Origin of the sequence: Kibdelosporangium philippinense (genome assembly GCF_021390435.2) — a bacterium.
Lineage (GTDB): Bacteria > Actinomycetota > Actinomycetes > Mycobacteriales > Pseudonocardiaceae > Kibdelosporangium > Kibdelosporangium philippinense.
The window spans coordinates 2,507,729-2,532,267 of the sequence record NZ_JAJVCN010000001.1; the positions used below are offsets into that span (position 1 = coordinate 2,507,729).

17 protein-coding genes and 1 pseudogene are annotated in these 24,539 nt (G+C 64.8%); 6 read left to right on the top strand and 12 right to left on the bottom strand.

Translation table 11 applies throughout. From position 1 onward, the window contains the following. Positions 1-15 precede the first annotated feature (15 nt). From LWC34_RS58765 to LWC34_RS11580, 10 genes and pseudogenes are all read right to left on the bottom strand, one after another. A pseudogene (locus tag LWC34_RS58765) lies at positions 16-441 on the bottom strand (NosD domain-containing protein); the annotation flags it as partial. A gap of 5 nt (positions 442-446) precedes the next feature. Next, positions 447-1,103, bottom strand: a complete 657-nt coding sequence (locus tag LWC34_RS11540) for a transposase family protein (RefSeq protein ID WP_233725048.1) — start codon at positions 1,101-1,103, stop codon at positions 447-449. Continuing rightward, entirely contained in the window at positions 1,079-3,589 is a 2,511-nt protein-coding gene (locus tag LWC34_RS11545; protein WP_233725049.1) for a PKD domain-containing protein, read from the bottom strand. The genes LWC34_RS11540 and LWC34_RS11545 overlap by 25 nt, the downstream gene beginning before the upstream one ends. A 16-nt stretch (positions 3,590-3,605) precedes the next feature. Continuing rightward, positions 3,606-6,260, bottom strand: coding sequence for a PKD domain-containing protein (locus LWC34_RS11550; RefSeq protein WP_233725050.1), 2,655 nt, complete (start codon positions 6,258-6,260; stop codon positions 3,606-3,608). Between the two features lie 36 nt (positions 6,261-6,296). After that, a protein-coding gene (locus LWC34_RS11555) for an IS5 family transposase (RefSeq protein WP_233723324.1) occupies positions 6,297-7,174 on the bottom strand; the annotation gives its coding sequence in 2 pieces (ribosomal slippage) (positions 6,297-6,833 and positions 6,836-7,174; 876 coding nt in all). Between the two features lie 284 nt (positions 7,175-7,458). Then, positions 7,459-9,591, bottom strand: a complete 2,133-nt coding sequence (locus LWC34_RS11560; protein ID WP_233725051.1) for a transglutaminase TgpA family protein — start codon at positions 9,589-9,591, stop codon at positions 7,459-7,461. Beyond that, on the bottom strand, positions 9,588-10,712 hold the full coding sequence (locus tag LWC34_RS57980) for a DUF58 domain-containing protein (protein ID WP_233725052.1): 1,125 nt from the start codon (positions 10,710-10,712) through the stop codon (positions 9,588-9,590). Before LWC34_RS57980 ends, LWC34_RS11560 begins: the two co-directional genes overlap by 4 nt. A 6-nt stretch (positions 10,713-10,718) precedes the next feature. After that, entirely contained in the window at positions 10,719-11,684 is a 966-nt protein-coding gene (locus tag LWC34_RS11570; protein WP_233725053.1) for an AAA family ATPase, read from the bottom strand. A 20-nt stretch (positions 11,685-11,704) separates the two neighbouring features. After that, entirely contained in the window at positions 11,705-13,000 is a 1,296-nt protein-coding gene (locus LWC34_RS11575; protein WP_233725054.1) for a helix-turn-helix domain-containing protein, read from the bottom strand. 335 nt (positions 13,001-13,335) lie between these two features. After that, the gene (locus tag LWC34_RS11580) at positions 13,336-13,866 is read right to left on the bottom strand and encodes a DUF4240 domain-containing protein (protein ID WP_233725055.1); all 531 of its coding nucleotides are present in this window, start codon (positions 13,864-13,866) and stop codon (positions 13,336-13,338) included. A gap of 126 nt (positions 13,867-13,992) precedes the next feature. On the opposite strand from LWC34_RS11580, the gene LWC34_RS11585 reads away from it, so the two are divergent. Genes LWC34_RS11585 through LWC34_RS11595 form a run of 3 tightly spaced genes read left to right on the top strand, consistent with a single transcriptional unit; the run spans position 13,993 to position 15,677 of the window. Further along, positions 13,993-14,787: a helix-turn-helix domain-containing protein gene (locus LWC34_RS11585; protein ID WP_233725056.1), complete on the top strand. Its 795-nt coding sequence runs from the start codon at positions 13,993-13,995 to the stop codon at positions 14,785-14,787. After that, the gene (locus LWC34_RS11590; RefSeq protein ID WP_233725057.1) at positions 14,784-15,137 is read left to right on the top strand and encodes a VOC family protein; all 354 of its coding nucleotides are present in this window, start codon (positions 14,784-14,786) and stop codon (positions 15,135-15,137) included. Before LWC34_RS11585 ends, LWC34_RS11590 begins: the two co-directional genes overlap by 4 nt. 12 nt (positions 15,138-15,149) lie before the next feature. Then, a complete protein-coding gene (locus tag LWC34_RS11595) occupies positions 15,150-15,677 on the top strand; it encodes a methylated-DNA--[protein]-cysteine S-methyltransferase (protein ID WP_233725058.1) in 528 nt (175 codons plus the stop codon). On the opposite strand, the gene LWC34_RS11600 is transcribed toward LWC34_RS11595, so the two are convergent. After that, positions 15,619-16,866, bottom strand: coding sequence for a GGDEF domain-containing protein (locus LWC34_RS11600; protein WP_233725059.1), 1,248 nt, complete (start codon positions 16,864-16,866; stop codon positions 15,619-15,621). The two genes, LWC34_RS11595 and LWC34_RS11600, sit on opposite strands and share 59 nt — an antisense overlap. Before the next feature lie 397 nt (positions 16,867-17,263). Here LWC34_RS11600 and LWC34_RS11605 point away from each other — a divergent pair, with 397 nt between their 5' ends. After that, positions 17,264-20,044, top strand: coding sequence for a carbohydrate-binding protein (locus LWC34_RS11605; RefSeq protein ID WP_233725060.1), 2,781 nt, complete (start codon positions 17,264-17,266; stop codon positions 20,042-20,044). Between the two features lie 58 nt (positions 20,045-20,102). Continuing rightward, entirely contained in the window at positions 20,103-21,209 is a 1,107-nt protein-coding gene (locus tag LWC34_RS57985) for a ThuA domain-containing protein (protein ID WP_308200014.1), read from the top strand. Here LWC34_RS57985 and LWC34_RS11620 read toward each other — a convergent pair. After that, positions 21,173-23,248: an ATP-binding protein gene (locus tag LWC34_RS11620; RefSeq protein WP_233725061.1), complete on the bottom strand. Its 2,076-nt coding sequence runs from the start codon at positions 23,246-23,248 to the stop codon at positions 21,173-21,175. The two genes, LWC34_RS57985 and LWC34_RS11620, sit on opposite strands and share 37 nt — an antisense overlap. Positions 23,249-23,355: 107 nt before the next feature. Between LWC34_RS11620 and LWC34_RS11625 the strand changes: the two genes are divergently transcribed. Next, complete coding sequence (locus tag LWC34_RS11625) at positions 23,356-24,501, top strand: cytochrome P450 (protein ID WP_233725062.1); 1,146 nt, start codon at positions 23,356-23,358, stop codon at positions 24,499-24,501. The last annotated feature ends 38 nt before the right edge of the window (positions 24,502-24,539 follow it).

Genomic DNA, 24,539 nt, shown 5'->3' on the forward strand with positions numbered 1-24,539 from the left:
GTCGGAGTAGCCATTTCCCGCAAACAAGTTCTCTGTGATCTCGTGCGAAGTCGAGGTAGCGATTTCGAGTCCGATATCACTGTTTTCGAGGAACCTGTTTCGTGTTATCAGTCCGGTTGTCCACGATGCGCTCAGCCCGGTGCCTATGCCGGAAAATTCATTGTTCGAGATGTTCAGTTCAGCGTTCATGATGCTTGTAATGCTCCGACCCGATCTGTCATTCTCGGGTGGGATGACGATGTTGTTCGTCATTGTCACGAACAGTGCTCCCCCGGATCCGAACGGGAGGACTCGTCGGTTGTCCTTCAGGGTGAGCGTGTGACATAGGGTGCCTATTGTGACCGAATCGACGTCGCTGCTCTCGATGGTGAGCATCGAGTCTTGGCTGTCGCCGATCGGATTGGAGCATTGGATGAGCCACAGTTTCAGAGCGTTATTCATGAGGGTTACCAGCCGAGTCGATAGAACTCGAGCGATGTGATGATCCGGATGATGTTGGGGAGCTCGGAAAGGCGTCCTCGATAGCCGGTCGCAATCATCTTCCAGTTCTTGATATGCGCGATACATCGCTCGACGGCGGATCGAAGTGAGGAGATGAATTTATTGTTCACCTTGTCGCCAGCCGAGAGCTCGCCGCCCTTTGGCTTTTTGCGAGGCGTAATCGTGTGAGTGCCCTGATAGGCAGGGTCACCGATGACTGAGGTCTCGGCCAGAAGATCTTCCCAGTCACACTCGGCGAACGCTTTCCGGTCATGCATCGAGCCAGGCAGAGGGGCGGATATTCCCAGCAGGCCTCCCTCCGTATCGGCGGCGACCTGGATGTTCAGCCCCGCGCGGCGCCGCTTGCCGGAGAAGTTGTCTTCGTGACCAGCACGGTTGCCGGTCGGGACATCGGTTCCGTCGACCAGGACGAGCCGGCCGCGGATGGCCTCCTTGAGGTTTGGAATGTGCAGGCACAGGGCCTGCCCAATCAATGGGAGAATGCCTCGATAGATCCGCGATACGGTCGACTGACTGACGCCGAACAGATCGCCCACGGCCGCCTGGTTCAGATTCTGTCGGACGTACACCAAAGTGATCACGACAGCGCGATACAGTCCCACGGTCGGAGGCCACGCTTGGTTCTCATGGCATTGGATGATCTGCCAGATGCGCGCGACAAGCTCCTGGATCTGGTCAGCAGCAAGCCCTGTAGTAGACTGATAACGCAACGACCCCGCCTGTAAGTTGTCTTCTGTGAGAGGAAAACGATCTTACTTGCCTGGGGTCGTTGTCCTATTTTGAGGTGATCAAGTCGCCAGAATAACGCTCTCAGTGTGCTCTTCGATATTGAGCATTTACTTCTTCGGGTGCACACCGCTTCAGGGCGATCCGAATTATTTTGTGCGTCGTTCGAAAGAGTGGAGTCGGTGATGGTCGCTTCGGAGTTGTCGTGGAACTTGAAAGAAGTCCTGCCGCTCAGGTGTGCGCCTGAAATTTGAACATTGCGGGCGTTGATTCCGTAGACATCTCCGGCGACTTCTGTGTCGACTCTGTTTTCGGCTGAAGACATCACATTCATGGCCGAGAGCGTCACCCCGGACACGTCGGTCATGCCGACACCGGTCTTGAACCGGGTGATGGTGCCGTTCTTGACAGTCGTGTTCTGAATTGTCCGTGAGCCGCCGATTTTGATTCCGGTACTGGTTTCACCGGGATCATCCGTGCTGAGGGTATGACCGCGGAGGTCGAACGTGACGTTGTCAGCCGCGATGGTTACCCCGTCACCAGGGCACACGAGATCGCTCCGAAGCATCGCGCTGGCAGTCAGGACATCGCCACACCGCGCGGCAGGCGGCTCCGGCGCGACTATCAGCGGCCTGGAGCGCTGATCACGACCAGACCCCGCCGACACAGCCAAGGCGACCTCGTACCCACCCGGACCTGTGAACGCGTGCTGGAAGTCGTGCAAACGTGAAGAAGCCACCACAGCGCCCTCAGGACCACGGATGATCCACTCCCATTGGCCGGACTGGTCCCCGCTGACGTTCGCGCTGAACCGCACGGCCTCGCCGACCTGCGGAGTCGCGGGATCGACGCTGATCGAATCGATGCGCGGCGGTGTGCCCGCTGGCTCGATCACGACCGTGGCCGTGACGATCTGGGCCGGAAGCCCGAAGACCATCGTTGGTGCCACGCTGACCTGGAACTGGCCGGGACTACTCCACTTGTGGCGGACGCTGAGCCCGGTCGCGTCGTCGCTGCCGTCACCGAAGTCCCATCGCGCGGTGGCGACGCCGATCGTGCTTCGAGCGACGACATCGAGGGTGAACTCGTCGCCTACCAGCCCTCGGCTGCCGGGTTTGACGACAATGTCCGCCATCGGCGCTCCGACCGGAGGCTGCGTCTGGTCGAGCCGCCCCGGACCTTTCACTGGCGGAACAGAGTCAGGACTTCCTGGGCGTTTGGTGGGCGGGGCCTGCCGAACGGTGTTGGGACTCTCAAGGCCAACTTGGTTGGGTCCGGCATCCGGCTTGGTCGGGTTGTACTTCGAGATGCCGTGGACGGTGCCATCCAGGTCAAGCACACCGGCCTGGTCGCTGTCCGGGTCGTTGTAGAACACGACACCATCGCGGTTCTGCAGCTCGAACCGGACCGGACCAGGAAACAGCTGGCGTTCAATGGCATGCATCGTGGCCAGGTTGACGATCCACACCCGGCCGGTCGAATAGTCGGGCACGATCGCGTGATCGCCAACCTCCACCGCGGCGCCGAGATCAGCCTTCCCGGAGCCCAGCGGAACGGGATCCTTGCACGCAGCCCCGAACGTGCACACCATGAGCAAGCCGCGGGTGGGGATGGTGATCAAGACCTGGCGTTGACGCGTGGAGCCTGCCATCAACACCGTGTCGTCCGGCCGTACATCGGCGTGGACCGATTCGATAGCCGAACCCGAAGAGGAATCGAGCAGCGCCACCCCACCGGTCGACAAGTCAAGCAGCACCGGATGACCATCGGTCACGGCAATCCGTGCAGGTCCGTTGCGATCAATGGAATGCCTGGTACCACCGGCAAACCAGGCCAGGTCGCCGGTGCGCTGGTCGAGCACCCACAGCCGACCCTCACCGTCCACTACCGCGTCCTCGGGCGACACCTTGGTGGCCAGCGAATGCGCCGGGCCTTGGGGCGCCAGGGTGACGGGGTCCAATGGCGACAGTAGTCCGCGGTCCGAGTCGAGGACGTAAAGAGTGTGAGGCGTCGGGAAAAGCATGGAACCCAACGGTTTCGACGCAGGCGACGCCTCCAGTGTCGCGCCGTCGACCCTGACAATCGATCCGTCCCAACGGTTCAAGGCGTAAGCGGTCGAACCCAGTTGCGCGGCAAACAGAGGTGTTCCGGCGGCCGCGACGGGCACCTTCGCGGCGACCTCCGCCGACGCGCCGTCCAACAATGTCATCTGACCGACCTTGTTGGACGCCAGCCACGCGGCGCCCCCATGCAGTCGCACGCTGGGCGCGTGATTCGCCTTGTCCGCCCCAGCCACCACGACACCTGCGACGCATGTCACGACCGACAACGTCAGGGCCCAGGCGCGTTTGGCCCGGATCATGAGGAGGCCCTAGGGATCATTGGCTGCACGCGACACCTACACAGTAGCTAGGGTCTGCGGGGAGAGATTTGTTTCCGCCGCCGTCTGTCGTTGTTTCCGGCAGCGTGCAGTACGCGTAATGGTAGAGCCGCTCGACGCTGTTGCCGGATATGGTCACCGGACGCCTGGCGAGCCCTCTGCTCGGGGCGACCTCTGCGACGAGTCCACCGGCGTTCGTGAACTGAAGCATGTCGGGATCCACGCCATAGCCATTTTGGAAGAACGTGTTCTTGGAGATCTCCAGGTGGCCGTCGCCTTCATGGAACTGCAGTCCGGCCTGTGTGTTGTCGATGAAGCTGTTCTCTGTCACCGCACCTCGTCCATTGTGGATGTCGAGGCCGATGGACATCTTCGTGAAGGTGTTTCCCTTGATGAACAGCGTGCCTTGCGCGTGAACTTCGAGCGGCTTCGCATGGGAGTGTGACATGGTGTTGCCGAGCATTTGTAAGGTCTGCTGCGCGACGATCTGCTCGATGTGCCCGCGGTTGTTGACCAGCGTGAGATGTGCGCAGCCGTATCCCGCGTCATGGAGATCGACCGTGCTGTCACGGATCTCGATCGATGTGCTCGTGGAAAGATCGTTGCAATGAACGGTCTCCTGCAAAACCGTGCTGTTGGTTATCGAGCAGGAACTGTCGAGTTGGCACGTCGATCGGCCGGTTGGCTTGTCGTTCACCCTCGGCTCGCCCTTGCCTATCGTCGAGCCGGATATGGCGACCTGGGAGTGGTCCTCGAAGTCAAATCCGATGAACCCTTCCATTCTGGTGCCGGTGATCGTCACGGACCGTGCTCGCTGACCAGCGATGTCCGATCCTGTCGCTGGGACGATTCCATCGACAGCAGACGTTTCTGTGACCATTCCGGTGATCTGGACCGAGGCCGCGTCGGTCAGTTCGATGGGTTTGTTGAACTGGGTGACTTTGCCATTCTTGATGGCGACGTTCTTGATCGTGCCCTGCTTGGCCACCTTGATGCCGATGCTGTTTGGGTTGAAGCTCTCGGCGGTGAGAAGGTGGCCGCGGAGATCAAGGGTGACGTTGTCGGCGGCGATGGTCAGCGCGACTTCGTCCGCGCAGACCAGGTCGCTCGTCAGCACAGCGTTCGTGGTCAGCACGTCGCCGCACCGCGCGGCACGAGGTTCGGGCGCGACAGTGAACGTCCGGGACTGCGCGACGCGAAGAGCACCCGCCATCACGACGAGCGTGACGTTGTAGGTTCCCACTGTCGCGAAGGTGTGCTGGAACTCGCGCTGGCGGGAAGAAGCAACCACGCTGCCCCCGGCACGCTGGACAGTCCATTCCCAGCGATCTGACTGGCCGGAGACGTCCGCACTGAATCGAACCGGCTCGCCAACTTGAGGAGCACCAGGGGAAATGGTGATCGAATCGATCCGGGGCGGCGCGTCGACGGACTCGATGAGCACCGTGGCGGTGGCGACTCTCGCGGGCAGGCCGATGGCCAGCATCGGCGCGACTTCGACCCGGAACTCGCCAGGACGATCCCACTTGTGCCGCACGCTCAGCCCAGTCGCCTCGCTGCCGTCGCCGAACGTCCACCGCGCGGTTGCGATGCCGATCGTGCTCCGTGCGACGACCTCCAGCTCGAATTCCTGCCCGACCACACCCTTGGTGCCGGGTCTGACGACGATGTCCGCCATCGGCGCACCCACCACCGGAGGCTGCGTGTTTTCAAGCCTCCCAGTCCCGTTCACCGGTGGCAGGGCATCCGCAGGCCCTGAGCGTGGGGTCGGCGGTGACGGCCGAGAGGTCTTCGGGCTCTCGAAGGCAACTTGGTTCGCGCCAGCATCGGGCTTGGTGGGGTTGTACTTCGAGACAGCGCGCTGGGTGCCGTCGAGGTTGAGCACGCCTGCCTGATCGCCATCCGGGTCGTTGTAGAACACGATCCCGTCGCGGTTGAGCAACTCGAAGCGGACCGGACCGGGGAACAGCTGTGGTTCGACGACCACACGCATCGTGGCGAGGTTGACGATCCACACCCGCCCGGTGGAATAGTCGGGCACGACCGCGTGGTTGCTGACCTCCACAGCCGCTCCTAGATCGGCTTTGCCTGAGCCCAGCGGAACTGGAGCCGCGCACCCGGTCCCGAACGTGCACGTCACGAGCAGACCGCGCGAGGCGATCGTGATCAGGATCCGTCGCTCACCCGGTGAACCGGCGACCGCCACCGTGTCCCCCGGCCGGACGTCGGCACGGATCGATTCGAGGGGCGAACCTGTTGCAGGGTCGAGAAGTGTGGCTTCGCGTGTGGACAGATCCACAAGTACGGGATGACCGTCAGCCACCGCGAGGCGCGCGGGCCCGGTGCGCTCGATGGAATGCTTCTCGTGCGCGGTGAACCAGGCCAGGTCGCCGGAGTGCTGGTCGAGAAGCCAGAGGCGGCCGTCACGATCAACGATCGCGTTCTCGGGCGAGACGTCGGTTGCCACGGAATGTGCTTGGCCTTGCGGTGCCAAGGTGACCGGGTCGAGCGGGGTGAGCAGTCCGCGGTCCGCATCGAGGACGTACAGGGTCTTGGGTGTGGGAAAAAGCCTGGAGCCCATTGGTTTGGACGGCTGCGAGGGTTGGAGCGTGGCGCCGTCCACTCGCACGATGGAGCCGTCGAGCCGGTTCAAGGCGTAACCGGTTGGGCCTAGGGTCTGTTTCGAAAGTCATGGGAGCCACTCGTTGATCGCTGCGATGGTGACCGTGGTTTCGTAGCGAACGGCGAGCTTGTCGTATCTGGTGGCGACGGCTCGGTTTCGTTTGAGACGGTTGATCCCGCACTCGACAGCGTGCCGTTGCTTGTAGATCTCCTTGTCGAATGCGGGTGGTCGTCCTCCGTGTGAGCCCTTGTTCTTGCGGTTGCGGACCTGGTCGGCCTTGTCCGGGATGGTGCAGCGGATACCGCGCCTGCGCAGGTAGGCGCGGTTGGCGCGGGACCCGTAGGCTTTGTCGCCGAGCACCCGATTCGGGCGGCAGCGCGGCCGACCGCGATCCCGCCGGGGTACCCGGATACGGTCGAGCACCACCTGAAACTGGGGCGAGTCACCTCGCTGGCCAGCGGTGATCACGATTGATAAGGGCTTTTGTCCCTGCTCGACCGCCAGGTGAGTCTTGGTCGTCAACCCGCCTCGGGAGCGCCCCAGCCCGTGATCGGCCGGTTCGACCTCGACCCCGCCCGGAGACTCCTTCTGGAGATCCCCTTTTGACGCGCACCAGCCGCGTGCTGGTGCGCACGAGCCACCGTGGAGTCCACGCTGACATCCCAGGTGATCAGGCCCGCAGCGTCCGCGTCCGCCTGCAACGCGACCAGAATCCTCTTCCACGTGCCATCCCGTTGCCACCGCCGGAACAAGCCATACACCGTCTCCCACGGGCCGTAACGCTCCGGCAGATCCCGCCACGGCACACCGGTTCGAACCCGAAACCGGATCCCGTCAATAAGCTTCCGCTTCGCATGCTTCGGCGGCCTGCCAGGCTTCTTGCCCCTGGGCAGCAAGGGTTCCAGCTTCGCCCACTGCTCGTTGGTCAGATCACCACGCCCCACGAATCAAGATCATCTCAAACCTTGATCAACTTGTGAAACAGGCCCTAGTTGGGCGGCTAGGATTGGAGTTCTGGGTGGGGCGACGGGTACTTTGGCGGCGACTTCGGCTGACGCGCCGTCGAATAGGGTCATCTGGCCGACCTTGTTGGACGCCAGCCAGGCCGTGCCGCCGTGCAGTCGCACGCTGGGCGCGTGGTTCGCCTTGTCCGCCCCCGCCACCACGACACCTGCAACGCATGTCGCGACCGATAACGCGAGTGCCCACGCGCGTTTGGCTGGGACCATCACGAAGCCCCCAGCTCTCTCAAATTCCGTCGAGTCGCCCGGGCGTCACGCCAACTGGCCACCAACGGCCGCGGGCTGAGTCGGGCGCGCAGCGAGCGTGGGGACAGGCGCGGGCTGAGGCTTTGACGCAGTTGCTTTTCCAGTTGCCACGCCTGGACGACGTCAGTGTTGGTCACGTGGTCCGGTGCGAACACGGCTGCCGTCGCCAACGGCGCCAACGTTCCCACTGCCTGAACCCGTGGCCCGAGCATGGTTTGGCCGCGTTCGGCTGCTTCGGTGAAGGTCGCGGACACCTCGAATGCGGCGCCATATTCGGTCAGCCGGTCGCTGACTTCGTCCCATGCGCCGAGTACGCGGGTGGAATTGCTGGGTGCTTTCCTTCTACGCCAACGGCGACGGGCTTTCTCCGCGACGATCAGGGCGATCACCAACAGTAGGAGGGAAACGCTGCTCACGGCGACGATCGCGGTCGCCTGCAGGACTCCGCCCCAGCCGGAACCCGGTTGTCCTGCTGGATCTGGCAATGGGCCTTCGGCAGGTGGAGCCGCGAGAGGTGGGTTCGGTGGCGGGGGACCGGCGACCGGCCCGTCGTTCTGCGCGCGGGGCTCGTTCGGTTTGCTGGTGGTGTCGGTGGGTTCGAACGGGACCCAGCCGTGGCCTTCGAAGGACACCTCGGCCCAAGCATGCGCCTCACGCGTGGTCACGGAACCGTTCTCCGGCACCCGATAGCCGACCGCGACCCGGCTGGGAAAGCCCAAAGCCCGTGCCAGCACAGCGAAGGCGGCAGCGTGTTGCTCGGCGTAGCTTCCGGCTTCACGAGGGTCCGTGGCGGTCAGGATTCTGGTCAGCGCGCCGTACGAATGCCCAGGCAGGGCATCGATGTTGTACGGCAAGCGGCGCAGGTATGTCTCGATCGCGACGAGCTTCGCGTACGGCGTCTGGGCGCCAAGGGTGAGCTGCCGGGCCAGGGCTCGCAGTTGCGGTGGCAGGCTGTTGGGCACGGGCGGGGCCGCGCTGGGCTGGGCGGTGTTCAGGCGTTCGTCATCGCGCGGGCTGATGGTGCCTGCGATGGTGTAGCGCAGGCCTTTGGGGGAGGCTTCGGTTGTCGCCAGCACGCCCGAGGCTTCGCTGAAGCCGATCTTGGTGATGTCGTCCACGGTCAGATCGAGCCTGGTCGGCTGGCCGACGACGGGCAGGAACGGGCCCTTCAGGTTGTCGATCTGGATCTGCGCGGTGACCGTCGGACCGCTGGCCGGTGTCAGATGACGGCCTGCCACCACGAACTGGTCCGAGGATTTCCACCATGTACCGTCGTAGTCGTTCAACGCGGCGATGCGGAGGCGGTCGACGCCTGGATCCGCCTGCACGGTGAACAGCTGGCGCGGCGGTTGTTGGCGGAGCTGGCTTTTCAGCTCGGCCAAGGGCGTCAGGGTGTCCGCGATCGTGACGGGCGCCTGGTGCAGATCGCGCGGGTCGAATCGTTGTTCTGCCTGGCCGAGTGGCGTGAGCTGGCCGATGGCGATGCTCAGGCCTGCCACCGCCACAACGACCGGAACGCCGTATCGCAGCGCGCTTTGGTTGGCACGCAGCAATATCAGCGACAGCACACCGGCGAGGAATACCGCGGTGGCGATGATTTGGGTGCCGGGCCGGTCGCCGACGAACAGCAACGCGATGGCGAACGCGGCCAGTGGCGGTCCTGCTGGCGCGAGGGTGGATTGGGTACGCGTGGCCAGCGCTGCCCCGGTGAACGAAGCGATCCACGCGATCAGCACCGGCGTGATCAGCAAGTCACCGCGCACGTCGACCGGCAAGCCGACCGTGAGCATCCGAGCCCAGCCGCCGACCACGCCCCAGAACAACTCGGTCATAGTCGCGCGGCTGGGCGATCCATACTCGACCGTGTCACCGAAAACGCCGTAGATCGCCAGAAGGATGAACCCGAGGGCCGCGAAAGCCATCCTCCGGCCCATCGACCAGCGGCGGATCACGGCGAACACGGCGCCGCCGATGGACGCGATGACCAACGGCAGCAGGTATTCGCTGGAGGCGAAAAACCGGCCGTAGACAAGGCTGGCGCCCAGTGTGGCCACCGCGCACGCGGCAGCCTCGGCGTATGCCTGGCGATTCACCTCGGCACCAACTGGTTCCAGATCGCCGCGAAGCGCTCGCTGGAAGTCGCGTCCGCGGCAATGACACCGGGCGGCGCGGAGACCGGCGACTGTCCGATTTGGATCAGGCTCACGGTGAGAAAGTGTTGCCGCAGCGAGGCGAGCAGGTCGAGGTCATCAGGAGTTGCCCGCCCCGTGATCACAGCGAGAGCAGACCCTTCATTGACAGCAAGGGCATCGTGGACGATCTCCGGCAGCGCCGACAGACCTGGGTCCTCGGCCGAGCTCCGCACGCTTGCCAGCGTGTCCAGTGCCTGGATCTCCGTGCTGGCCGACTCGTTCGGGGCGTGAGTGACCCGAAGGTCGATCGGGAAACCAGCTCTGCTTGCCGCCACGCACAATGAGGCAGCCACCCGGACGGCGTCTTCGAATCCCTCGCTCGCACCGGTATCGAGCACGATCAGGTGGCGCGGCTCGTCGGGAACCACGTTGTGCCGCACGACGAGCGTCCCGGTCCTTGCTGTCGACTTCCAGTCGATCAATCGCCAGTCGTCGCCGGGAGAGTAGTCACGCAGGCTGTGGAAAGCCATGCCGCCCAATGGCGATCGGGCCGAAGTGGACCCTTCGGCGTCCCGCGGCCCGCCGATCGGCACAGGCGCGACATCGTGCACCTTGGGGTGTACATAAAGGACGGACTGACTCCCGGCCTTGCGTCCGATGTGGAGCAACCGAAGGGGATCCGAGTGGCCGATGGTGAGTCCGGAGATCGAGTAACGGCCGCGGCGAGTGGTCGGCAGGGGATACGTTGTCTCGTAACTGGTTCCGGCGGCGAGACTGCGTAACGGCACGCTCGTGCTTTTGCCCGCGATCGTTTCGGTCACCACAAGGGGAGGGCTACGGCGTGGGCCCGTGTTGGTCAACGTCAGCACCGCGCGGGCGGGGCTTCCCTCGGACACGCGCTGCGGCCGGATCTCACGGACCGCCGTGATCCGCGGCCGCCACAGCATCCACGTCGCGGCCACCACCAAGGCGATGAATCCGGCCAAGCCGATCATGAGTAGCTCGGGATAGTTCGCCACCGCACCGGCCGCCACCAGAACCACCGCGCAGATCGCCACCATCGCGCCAGTCCGTGTGAACACGGTGACTCACCTACGTTTCGACGCACGGGGAACCGGCGCGCTCGCGAGGATGTCCTCGACGATCGCCTCGCCCGTCTGCTTCTGGATCTTGGCTTCCGGGGTCAGCAGGAGCCGGTGGTTCAGCACGGGGACCGCGACGGCTTTCACATCGTCGGCTGTCGCGAATGGACGTCCCATCGAGATCGCGTACGCCTGGGCCGCCGCGGCGAGCGCGATGCTGCCGCGCGGGCTCACGCCGAGTTTGACGTCCGGGTGGTTGCGAGTCGCCCTGGTGATGGTGGCGATGTAGCGCTGTAGTTCGTCCGACAGGTGCAGCTCCTGCACCGCGTTGATCATCAGCCGCAGGTCGTCGAGTTCCATCACGGACTTGAGTTCCTCCGGCACGCGCCTGGCCACGCCGTCGGCGATGATCGCCATCTCGTCGTCCACGTTTTCCGGGTAGCCGATAGAGATCCGCATCATGAACCGGTCGAGTTGGGCCTCCGGCAACGAGAACGTGCCGTGGTGCTCGATCGGGTTCTGGGTGGCGATGCACAGGAACGGCTCGGGGACCGGCCGGGCTCGTCCGTCCACAGTGACCTGGCGTTCGGCCATCACTTCGAGCAGCGCCGACTGGGTCTTCGGCGAGGCGCGGTTGATCTCGTCGGCGACAAGGATGTTGGTGAACACCGGGCCCTGGCGGAACTCGAAGCGGGCACTCGCTTGGTCGAACACCTGCACGCCGGTGACGTCGGAAGGCAGCAGGTCGGGGGTGAACTGGATGCGCTTGACCGTCGTCGCCGCGACTGACCGAGCGATTGCTTTGGCCAGGGATGTCTTGGCGACCCCTGGCACGTCCTCGATCAGCAAATGGCCTTGCGCGAGCAGGCACACCACGGCGTACCGGACGACCTCCGACTTGCCACGGATGAAATCGTCGATGTTGCGGCACAGCTCGTTGAACTGCCGTTGGAATATGGCCTCGTCCGCCACCCGTCCACCTACTGCTTTCTTCAGAATGCCGGTGCGTGCAGCGCGGTGGTCAACCGTGGCTGCAGGTCACGAACCGACGAATGCGATGGCCAGCGGGCGAGCGTGCGACCGATCCGGCGCAAATCGAACCGGACAGTGGCCGAGTCGACCAACTCGGCACTGTCGAGGACGTTGTGGGTCAGCGAGCAGGCGTGGTCGATATCGCCGGCCGCGGCATGGGAGAGGGCGAGCCTGGCGCCGAACCGGGCGTGCGCGCGTCGCGACGAGACTGGCAGCCTGGCGATCTCGTCGGCGAGGATCTCAGCGGCTTCGGCCGGGCGCCCGAGGTCGTACATGCACCAGCCGGTCACCATCGGCGCCATGTTGGACACCACGGTCGTGCCGAGGACCATGCCGTCCGCCGAGCTGACCACGGTCTCCAGCAGCTGCTTCGCGCGGTCCAGCGTGTTACGGCAAAGCCTGTCGTCGCCAGCCAACGCGTGCCCTTGGGCTTCACGCAGCGCGGCGAGGCCACGGATGCGCACAGGGGTTTTGGGGTCAGCCTGGGCTTGGCGGGACAGCTCCACGGTCTGTTTGGCGTCGTCCCGGTACAGCGCGATCAGGGCGTTGCGGACCAGGCTGTGCGCCGCGAGATCGAGGTCTCCAGCGGCGTTGGCCATTTCCACAGCGGACTGCGTCCACCACAGGGTGGCCCGGTCGTTGCCCGCTTCCTGGGTCATCCAGCCGACGTATTCCGCGTACCGCGAGGCCAGCTGGAGGAACTGCACGCGCATGGGGGACCGCGTGGCCTTCGCCAGCCCGCGCAGCGTGTGGGTCTGGGCGATGAGGGCGGGCAGGACCAGCGCGGGGCTCGTGGTCTGGCCGATCAAGCGGTGCTGTTCGAAGATCTTCTGGTAGCCGGCGATCGTCGTTTCCTGCTGCGCGGCGGCCGATGCGTGTCGCTCGGTGAGACCGAACGCCAGCAACGCCGTGCCGGAGTCCACAGTGTCACGGCCGGTGACCGGATTGAACCAGCTCGAGCCGTTGGATTCGAGGTTCAGCATCCAGCCGTCACCGGCCCACGACTCCTGCCAGCCATCGGCGTCGGCCGATGCTGGGCCGCGGTGCTCCACCAGCGCCACCAGTTCGCCGCCAGCGTCGAGGGCCGCGTCGCAGCGGCGGGCCAGGTCGGTCCCGGCTGGCTTGACGCCCGTCTCGATCTTGCTGAGGTAGCCCTTGCTGTAGTGGACGCGCTTGGCGAGTTCTGACAGCGACACCCCGGCGGCAAGGCGAATTCGCCGCAGTTCTTCCGCGAACAGCCTGGCTCGATCGTCCATGCAACCCCCAGACGTTGCCTGTTTCCCATCGCCTCGGTCGACGGGAAACCCCTCCCCGGCGCGAACCGCGTTGTCACATGCTTGCTGAGCACCGCGGCAATCGGAGATTACCACGAGTGACAAGTGGTCTTTCTGTGCTGAACCGGCCATATTTCCGCTGGTACCAGGTGTCCGCCCGGCACGGAGGACACCCGGCACCAGCTCGATGAATCGGGTTCGACGTCGCCGGAATTGCACGAAGAAAAGCGCGGGAACGCTCCCGAAGTCATCGGCGAATATGGCGGTGGCACATGCCTGATCAATTCACACGGCGCTACATAGTCACTACACGCTGCCTATCGGTAAAGCTCGGCGAGCTTGGGTAGCCTGCGCTTGAGTTCCTCGGTGTCGTCGAAGTCGAAGTCCCATGAATCGTCCGTGTCCGAGTAGTTGATCGTGTAGTCGCTGGAGATCTCCTCGCCAGCGGCCTGCTGATAGGCGCTGGAGGCGATGGAAAGCGCGCCTTCGCCTTCGAGCTCCATGCCATGCTCGGCGGCTTCACGGACGACGGGCAGATCGGCAAGTGAGTCCGGGTCGGCGACAGCGCGATCGAACGCGTCCTGGCCTTGCAGGATCAGCCACCCGCGGAAGTAGTCGAAGCCGTCGTCTGAGCAGCCGCCGTTGATCATGTACGCGGCCGCCCACAGCGGACTGCCGTACGACTTCGACATCAAGTCCCAGAAGACCTGCTCGGCGGCCACGATGTCGGCCGGTGGTCGGGCAGCCAGTAGGTCGCTTGCCGTGGCGGCGATCTCGTCGTGGTCGGCGTCTGGTCCGGCCTGGTCGCGGGCGTTGGCGATGAGCTGCCAGAACTGAGTTGTGTCCATGGCGGCGCAGCATGCCAGCGGCCACCGACAATAAGGCTGCCTATCGGTAAAGCCCGGCGAGCTTGGGCAGCCCGCGCCAGTGGCCACCGACAAAAATTGTCGGACCCCCGGTCTAGCGTTCTTTCTATGCGGACGACCACATCGCTGGCACGGCGGCCCGGGTTCGGGATCGACGTCGTGACCTGCGTCGACGACCACACCGGGTGGTCGAAGCCGGAGCCGAGGGCAGGCTTCGGCTTCGTGCTGGCCCGGCGTGGCCGCTTCCGCTGGTCCTCGCGTGGCCGAGAGGTCCATGTCGACCCGACGGTCGGGTACGTGACTGTTCCTGGGGCAGAGGAACGGTTCGCGCATCCGGCGGGCGGGGATGTCTGTACATCTGTGGCGGTGGCTCCGGAGCTTTGGCGGGGCGCGGCTGGGCCTGCCTTGTACGTCGATGCCAGGGTGGATGTGGCGCATCGGCGGCTGTTGGCGGCTCTACGCAGTGGGGACGTTGACTACGCGGTGGCCGAGGAGTTTCTGGGATTGCTGATGGCTGCGGGGAGAGCGCAGCCGCCACCCGGGGACCGCGCTTTGGTCGCGGCCGCCCGGGAAGCGATTCTGGCCGAGGATCCGGGTGGGCTGCTTCCGCTTGCCTGCGAACTCGGGGTGTCGCCGTATCGGCTGAGCCGGGCGTTTCCACGTGAGCTCGGGGTTTCCGTGACGCAGTACCGCAATCGGGTCAGGGTGTCCAAGGCGCTCGACCGGATCGCTGAGGGGGAGCGGGACCTCGCTGGGCTCGCGGCCGATTTGGGATTCGCCGATCAGGCGCATCTGTCGCGTGTGGTCAAGGCACAGGTCGGCCGGACGCCAGGTGCCTTGCGTCTACTGCTGCAAGAATCTTCAAGACCTGGCCAGGCGCGCGGCCGAGACTTTCCGCCATGAACAACACGTTGACGACCGTCGTGATCGACAGTGCCGCGCCGTTGGCACTGGCCAAGTTCTACCAAGCCGTCACCGGGTGGGAGCTGACGTCCGGCACGGACGACTTCGCCGCGCTCGGCGGCGGGCCGGTCGGGCTGGCCTTCCAGTTCGTACCCGGCTACCAGGCAGGCGGGTGGCCAGACGCGGGCAAGCATGTCCACCTCGACTTCGAAGTGGACGATGTGGCCGTGGCCATCAAGGAACTCGAACACCTCGGTGCGACCAAACCCGAGTTCCAGCCGGGCGGCGATGACTGGACCGTGCTGCAGGACCCGGAGGGACATGCGTTCTGTCTGGTGCCACGCGGATAGGAAAGGACCTGTATGACTGCTGACGTAGCCGTTGGCTCGCTGGAGACTCCGGTGGGGCGGCTGCACGTGGCCGTGACCGACGTCGGGCTGGTCGACGTGAGCTGGGTCGGGACCCGGGTCGCCCTGCCCGCCGTCGACGACCCCGCGAGAACGAAGCCGGTGCTGGACAAGCTGGCTGAGTACTTCCGCGGTGAGCGCAGGCAGTTCGACATCGAGATCGACTGGCGGCTGACTTCGGGCGTGCAACGCGACGTGCTGGAGACCTTGTACTCCACTGTGGAGTTCGGGGACTCGGTCACGTACGGCGAACTCGCGGTCCGAAGCGGCGACCGGGTGCCCGCGCGCGGGATCGGGTCGATCATGGGGGCGAATCCCGTTCCGATCGTGGTTCCCTGCCACCGGGTCGTCGCCAGCGACGGCCTCGGTGGCTACAGCGGGGGAACGGGACGCGACGGCCTCGAGGTCAAGCAGTGGCTGCTGATCATGGAGGGAGCGTTGCCACCCACGCTCGGCTGGGATCCGGACCGTCTGGTTCTCTGACCGCGGCGTGGACCTGGTTGCGACCGTGCTTCTTGGCCCGGTACATGGCGTGGTCGGCGGCGGCGAGCACGTCGTCGAGCACACCGCCTGAAGCGTGCATGGCGACGCCAACCGACACCGAGACGCCCCGCATGACCGCGCCGGAATGCGTGACTTCCAACCGGGTCACGGCTTGCCGGATCCGTTCGGCGATGCTCAGCGCGTGACTGTGGGACGTCGTGGGCAGCAGCACGACGAACTCCTCGCCGCCGAACCGGCCGACGAGGTCGTACTTGCGCACCTCGCGGGAGATGGTGGACGCGACCGCGCGCAGCACGGCGTCCCCGGCGAGATGGCCGTACGTGTCGTTGATCCGTTTGAAGAAATCCACGTCGATCATCAGCACGCCGGATGGCTGCTCGGCCCGCGCGAGTTCGGCGCTCGCGCGGCGCTGCCACTCGCCAACGGTCAGCACGCCGGTCTTGGCGTCGTGACCGGACATCAGGTGCAGCTTCGTGCCGAGTTCGCCGCGCGGCAGCATCACGACCGGCAGCAGGATCAGCCCGATCATGGCCGGGTGCTCGATCAGCAGCACCGCCGCGACTCCGCCGAGGCACAAGGTCGTGGCTTCGAGCAGGTTCTCCGGCCATGTACCCGTCAGCGACAAAATGCTCCGAGACGGGTTGTGCAACCGGAACCCGATCACCACGAGGACAAGGTTGACTAGCATGAAGGCCGCGCCGCTGAGCACGACAGTCAGTAATCCCAGCGGCAGCAACAAGATGCTCTGCGCGGCGACGACGGACAACACAACGGTCGCAGTGGAACAAACAACTCGGTACAGCCGGACGGCCGGTACTTCTCGCCAGATCCGTAGCCATAGATGGGCGTACATCAGCACAGCCAACGCGCACGCCACGCTGAGCGGCAACAGCAGCGCCCCGGCGAAGAGCCAGACTGACGTCATATTCACGTGCGGGTTGCTGGTGAAGAACCGGCGCATCCGTTCTACCTGCGCCGACAGTTCTGCTTGAGTCACGGCCGCGGCCAGCACGGCCGCGAACCAGACCCAGTCCTGACCCGTCACGGCACGGCCTGGCAAGATCACCGGCAACACGACGGACGCGAGTTCGAGCGTGAGGTAGTACGGCATGACCCCGCTCGGTGCGGTGAGCAACCGAGCACCATTGGAAATCCGCGCGGTATCCACTGTTTCCTCCCCCAAAAAAGTGGATGACTTCCGAGCGTAGCCATCCGGCCACGCTCTGAACAGGCGATTCCGCCTACCGGCTGATGCCAACCGGACCGCACCGGCGCAATTCGTTTAGTATATGAACTATTTAAAGTCCTGTGTGTACAACGGAAACCTGGCGTTGACATGAGCTGACGGCCACGTCACACTCAGGCCCGGGAGAGCGCTCCCTCACTTGGATACCGGACCACGCCCGCCGCCAGCGCTGGCCGGATCCGCCCGTGCCCACCCCCTGCCCGCACGGGCCGATCTCGGAAGGAGAACCGTGAAATCCGGTTACTCTGATACTTTCGCGCGCCCTAAACGGCTGTTCGCAGCCGGTTTATTGGTCGCAGCCACCGTTACCGTAGGGCCGATGGCTGACCTCAGCCAGGCCGCGCCCCCGGTCAATCCCGCGGACTACCAGCAGATCACGCTGGCCAAGGGTGAGCCGGAAATGGGCGAACCGATGTCCATGACGGTGTTGCCCGACCGCACAGTTCTGCACACCGCGAGAAATGGCACGGTCCGGGCCACCGACGCGGCAGGCAACACCAGGGTCATCGGCACTATCCCGGTCTACAGCCACGACGAAGAAGGCATGCAGGGCATCGCCGCCGACCCGGGCTTTGCCACCAACCGGTTCGTCTACATCTTCTTCGCACCACCGCTGTCCACGCCCGCCGGCGACGCACCGCTGGGCGGCACAGCCGCCGACTTCGCCCGGTTCAACGGCGTCAACCGGCTCGCGCGCTATACGCTCAACAGCGACAACACCATCAACATGGCCAGCGCGCGCACCATTCTCGAAGTGCCAACCAGTCGCGGCCTGTGCTGCCACGTCGGCGGTGACATCGACTTCGACGCGGCCGGAAACCTGTACCTGACGACCGGTGACGACTCGAACCCGTTCGTCGACGGGTACGCCCCGCTGGACGACCGCCCGAGCCGCAACCCGGCGGTCGACTCGCAGCGCAGCGCCGCGAACTCGAACGACCTGCGCGGCAAACTGTTGCGTATCAAGGTCAATGCCGACGGCAGCTACTCGATCCCGACCGGCAACATGTTCCCGCCGGGCACCGCCAACACGCGGCCAGAGATCTACGCCATGGGCTTCCGCAACCCGTTCCGGATGAACGTGGACAAGGCGACCGGCATCGTCTACCTCGGCGACTACGGTCCTGACGCGGGCACCACGAACAACCGTGGCCCGAGCGGCCAGGTCGAGTTCAACCGGGTCACCAGCCCTGGCTTCTACGGCTGGCCCTACTGCACCGGCAGCAACACCGCCGCCGAGACGTACGGGCAGTACAACTACGACACCGGTGCCGTGGGCGCGAAATACAACTGTGGCGCCCCGGTGAACAACTCACGCAACAACACCGGCATCAAGAACCTTCCTGCCGCCAAGCCCGCGTGGATCAAGTACGCCGGTGACAGCGGTTCGCCGCCCGAGTTCGGCGGCGGCTCCGAGTCGCCGATGGGCGCCCCGGTGTACCGCTTCGACCCGAACCTGCAGTCCTCGGTGAAGTTCCCGCAGTCGTTGGACGGACACGTGTTCGCCACCGAGTTCGGCCGCCGCTGGATCAAGGACATCGAGGTGCTCTCGAACGGCAACCGCGGCACGATCCAACCGTTCCCGTGGTCCGGCACGCAGATCATGGACGCGCAGTTCGGCCCGGACGGCGCACTGTACATTTTGGACTACGGCACCGGCTGGTTCCAGGGTGACGCGAACTCGGCCGTCTACCGCATCGAGTACCGCCCATCGGGCCAACGGCCACCGGTCGCCACGGCCAGCGCCAACCGGACATCCGGCGCGGCACCACTGGCAGTGAACTTCTCGTCGGCCGGGTCGTCCGATCCGGACGGTGGACCGCTGACCTACCGCTGGACATTCGGTGACGGCGCGACGTCAACAGCCGCGAACCCGTCGCACACCTACACCGCGAACGGGACGTACACGGCGCAAGTCACCGTAACGGACAACCAGAGTCTGACGGCCAACGCGAGCGTGATCATCAACGTCGGCAACACCGCGCCGACAGTGACAGTCGAGCTGCCAGCACACGGCCAGGTGTTCAACTTCGGTGACACCGTTCCGTTCCGCATCAGCGTCACCGACCCTGAAGACGGCACCGCGATCGACTGCAACCGCGTCAAGATGACCTACATCCTCGGTCACGACAGCCACGGTCACGCGATCACTTCGCAAAACGGTTGTACCGGCAGCATTGCGACGCCGTTGGACGGCGAGCACGACACGTCCGCGAACCTCTTCGGTGTCTGGGACGCGGAGTACACCGACAACGGTGCGGGCGGCCAGCCGCCGATCACCACGCACACCCAGGCGGTGACTCAGCCGCGGACCCGCCAGGCCGAGCACTTCAAGACCATGCAGGGCGTCGGCATCATCGACAAGCCCGCGGCCAACGGTGGCAAGACCATCGGCAATATCGAGAACGGTGACTGGGTGTCGTTCGATCCCTATGTGCTGCAGGGGATTCCGAACTTCACCGCGCGGGTGTCCTCCGGCGGTGCCGGTGGTCAGCTGCAGGTGCGGGCGAACTCGCAGACCGGCCCCCTGCTCGGCACGGCGACCGTGACGAACACCGGTGGCTGGGAGACCTTCGTCAACGTGACCGCGAACCTGTCGAACGCGCCTGCCGGGACGACGAAGTTGTTCCTGGTGTTCACCGGTGGTGCCGGTGCGTTGTTCGATGTGGACCAGTTCACGCTCGGCGGGTCCGCGCCACCGCAGCCGGTTCTGTTGTCCGGTGGCAGGCCTGCCACCGCGTCCTCTTCGGAGAGTGCGACCTATGGGCCGGGCAACGTCACCGATGGCAGCGCGACCTCACGCTGGTCGTCGCTGTTCGCCGACCCGCAGTGGATCTACATCGACCTCGGGCAGACCCGATCGGTCTCCAGGGTCCGGCTGAACTGGGAGGCCGCGTTCGGTCGCGCCTACCGGATCGAGACCTCCGCGACAGCGGGCACCAACGACTGGAACCCGGTGTACAGCACCACGGCCAGTGACGGTGGGATCGACGACGTCAGCTTCACCGCGACGAACGCGCGCTATGTCCGGGTTTTCGGCACCGCCCGTGCCACGGCGTGGGGCTACTCCTTGTGGGAAATGGAGGTTTACGGTGCGTAGCACACTGCGCAGGGCCGGTTCGGCGTTAGCCCTTGCACTGACGCTTATGGTTTCTCTTGTGACAGGTGTCAGCCAGGCGGCCGACCCGCCATACCGGATCATGGTCTTCTCCAAGACGGCCGGGTTCCGGCACGACGCGATTCCGGCCGGAATCCAGGCACTGCGGGAACTGGGCAGTGCCAACAGCTTCACCGTCGACGCGACCGAGGACGCCGCGCGCTTCACCACGGCGAACCTCGCGCAGTACAAGGTCGTTGTGTTCCTCAACACGACCGGTGACGTGCTGAACGCGACTCAGCAGACCGCGTTCGAGCAGTACATCGCCGGTGGCGGTGGCTATGTCGGTGTCCACGCGGCAGCGGACACCGAATACGGCTGGGCTTGGTACGGAGACCTGGTGGGTGCGTACTTCCACTCACATCCGCAGATCCAGCAGGTGACCGTGCGCGTGGACGATCGTGTCCACCCATCCACGGCGCACCTGCCTGCGGCCTGGATCCGTACCGACGAGCTGTACAACTACCGCACGAACCCGCGCAGTGGCGCCAAGGTTCTCGCGCGGCTGGACGAATCCACCTACAGCGGCGGCAACATGGGCGCCGACCACCCGATTGTCTGGTGCAAGAACGTTGGCAACGGTCGCTCTTGGTATTCAGGTCTAGGCCACACGCAGCAGTCGTACACCGAAGCTAACTTCCGCACCATGTTGCTCGGCGGAATCCGTTGGGTAGCGGGAATGGTTCCGGGTGATTGTGGCCCGACCAACGAGCCAGGGCCGACGCTGCTGTCGCGTGGCCGTCCGACCACAGCGTCCTCTTCGGAGAACGCGACTTACGGGCCGGCCAACGCGGTGGACGGGAACACCGGCACCCGCTGGTCCTCGCAGTTTTCGGATCCACAGTGGATCTCGGTCGACCTCGGCCAGGTTCGCTCGGTGTCCCGTGTCCGGTTGCAGTGGGAGGCCGCTTATGGCCGTGCGTACCGGATCGAGACATCGGAGAACAACAGCACGTGGTCCACTGCGAACACTCAGACCGCCAGTGATGGTGGCGTGGACGACATCACGTTCACCGCGGCGAATGCGCGCTATGTCCGGGTCTTCGGCACTGCCAGGGCCACGGCGTGGGGCTATTCGTTGTTCGAGTTCGACGTATACGGCACCTGATCCAGCGCTGAGGCGACCATCTTCTGCCAGTACGGATCGCCGATGACGCCGGTAGTCCAGCGCATGGACTGTGCTTGGTCATAGAGCTGAAGGGCTCGCTCGTGGTCGCCCCGCATGACGGCGGCCACGGCGAGCCCTTCAGTCGCGTAAGGCAAGTTGTGCGGATATTTCGAACTCGTCGCGAGCACTTCGTTGAAGGCCTGTTCCGCCGCGACGATTTCATTGCGTCGCAACAAGATCGCGCCGAGCACGTTGAGCACCTCGGCGGTCCGGGTCCGTGAACCGAATTCCCGGCTGATGGCAAGGCTTTCACTGGCCAGCGTGAGAGGCCGGTCGTTGTCGCCGTCCAGCAGATACGACCAGGCCAGGTGAATGAGGCAGGTCGCGGTCGCCTGTGGTTCGTCGAGCTCGCGAACCATCTGCACGCACGCGATCCGGTTCGCCAGCGCGAGATCGAGCTCGCCTGCCATCTGTTGCACACAGCCGAGCGTGGTCAGGCAGTTGGTGGGTATCGCTGGGTCGCCGAGTTTCCGTGCGATGGCAACGCTTTGCTCGGCCTGCGCAAGCGCCTCGGGGAAGTCGCCTTGGAATCCGGCGAACCAGGCAAGCCGATCCATTGCCGTGCAACGGTATTTGTCTGAGCCGTATGGCAACGCGTCTCGCAGGAGCTTGCGGGCATCGGCGATGAACCCGAGATTCGCTTCGGCTATGGCCAGCCCGATCGCCACGGTCAGATGCTCCATAGTGGACTTTGTCCACGTGCGGGCGACGCGCCAGCTCTCGATCTGGATGGTGGTTTTCCGGTGTATCGCAGGCGGAACGGTCATCGGCCTTGTCACGAACGCCGAAACCAGTTCAGTGAGCCACGCGGTCAAGGCCGCGTGTGCGACTCTGTCCTCTTTGGACTCAGTCAGCCTTCGCATGGCGTACAAACGGATCGACTCCAGTAGCCGGAACCGCTGGCTGTCCATCGGCGTGAGCAAGGATTTGGCCTGTAGCCGGGAAATCATGGTCAGTGCCGCGTCAGTGTCGGTCGCGCACACCGCGGCGGCCGCGTCCAGATCGAACCCGCCGGTGAAGATAGACAACCGCCGCAGCGCGCATTGTTCGCTCGGAGCAAGCAACTGATAGCTCCAGTCGATCGCCTCCCACAGACTGCGTTGCCGGTTGGGCCGGGCCCGTCCGCCCAGCACAAGCAGGTCGAACCGGCTGTCGAGCCGAGCGCAGATCTCGCTGACCGGCAGTACCGGCACCCATTTCGCGGCCAGTTCGATCGCCAGCGGCATGCCGTCAAGCCGGGAACACAATGCCGCGACGGCCTGCGTTTCGGTCGCGGGCAACCGGAAATCCGGCACCATTTCCTTGGCGCGTTCCACGAAAAGGCGCACGGATTCTGTGCGCCGCAACGCATTCACCGAATCATCATGGCCTGTCGCCAATCCGTCGATCCGGACGGTTACCTCACCGGTGATTCGCAGCGCTTCACGGCTCGTGGCCAGGATTCGCATGCTGGGGCAGCGTGACAACAACGTATCCGCGAGTTTCGCGCACGATTCCAGCACGTGTTCGCAATTGTCCAGCACCACAAGGACTCGCATGGTCCGCAGCGTCGAGACGATCGTCTCCAGGGTCGACTCGTCGCTGTGCTCGACCAGACCTGCCGCGGTCGCCACGGTCTGCTCGATCAGGTGCTCGTCGGTCACCGAGCCCAGCTCCACCAACAGAACACGGTCGGTGTCCGTGCGGTCGACGCGGCTCGCGGCCGCGACCGCCAGCCGCGTCTTTCCCGCGCCCGCGCTGCCGGTCAACGTGATCAACCGGTGCTTGCGGCGCAGTCTGTCCACTGTGATCAGTTCCTGCTGACGCCCGATGAAGCTGTCCCGTTCAGCGGGAAGGTTGCTGACGATCCGGTCGGCGGGTTTGGCCATGGCCTGCACCATCCGCTGCCGGTAGGCACGCTGACGGCACGCGTTGGAGCAGTACGCGCGCGTTGCCTGCTCCGGCAGCGCGTTCTGGCACATCGCGCACCGGGCACTCACCGCAATCGAACGTAACAGCTCGGATGTTCCCGGACCAGAACGCGTTACGGCTCGTTACGCCGTGCTTTACCGGCGCCGCTACAGACCGTCACGCTGGAGGAATGCGCGTGTCCACTGACCGAGAGGTGCGGTCGTACCCGTTCGGCAGATGCCAGGGTCTCGAACTGGACCCGATTTACGACCACATCCGCGAGAACGAGCCGTTATGCCGCGTCCGGCTGCCGTATGGGGGAGAGGCCTGGCTGGTCACGCGGCACGAGGACGTCCGGACTGTGCTGGTCGACACCCGCTTCAGCCGCGCCGCCGGAGCCGGTCGTGATGAACCCCGCGTAACGCCCCATGTTCAACCGAGGGGCATGCTCGACATGGATCCACCCGATCTCACGCGGCTACGCAAGCTGGTCGCGGGCACGTTCACCGCTCGCCGGGTCGAGCGCCTGCGGACACGTGCGGTGGTCATCGCGAACGACCTGATCGACCAGATGGTCTTGGGTGAATTGGTCTCGGAGTTCGCGGCACAGCTGCCGATGATCATGATCTGCGAGCTGCTCGGTGTCCCGGTGACCGACCGGCCAGAGTTCACCGGCTGGGCATCGACCTTCCTGACCGGCAGTAACCCCGAACCGCTGATGGCGTACATGGCCGGGTTGGTCACGGAACGCCGCGCGCGGCCGACCAATGACTTGCTCGGCGCGCTGGTCGAGGCGCGGGACGGCTACGGCAAGCTGACCGAGCACGAGTTGCTGTTCCTGGCGGCGGGACTGCTCGCGGCCGGGTTCGAGACGACCGCCAACCAGATCGGCAACGCGGTCTACATGATGCTCACGCACCTCGGCCAGTTGGTGCCAACTTCGCAGGTCTCGTCCGCGGTCGAGGAAGTGATGCGGTTTGTTCCGTTGACCGCCACAGTAAATACTCCGCGATGGGCGGTCGATGACGTGGAATTGTCCGGTGGTACGGTTGTCAAAGGTGAGGCCGTGTACGCCGACAGGTCGGCCGCGAACCGGGATCCGAGAGTTTTTCGTGACCCGCACGGGTTCGACGTGTCCCGGTCACCGAATCCGCATATTGGCTTCGGACATGGCATCCATCACTGCCTGGGCGCGCAGTTGGCCCGGCTGGAACTACAAGTGGCCCTCTCGGCGTTGAGGGGGAGGTTGCCCGAGTTGCGACTCGGAGTGGCAGAGGACACCCTGACTTGGCGCACCGGTGGAGCCCTTCGCGGGCTCGTTGCGTTGCCGGTCGTCTATTGACCTCTGCCGGCCCCTCGTGGCAGGGACGAGGGGCCGGC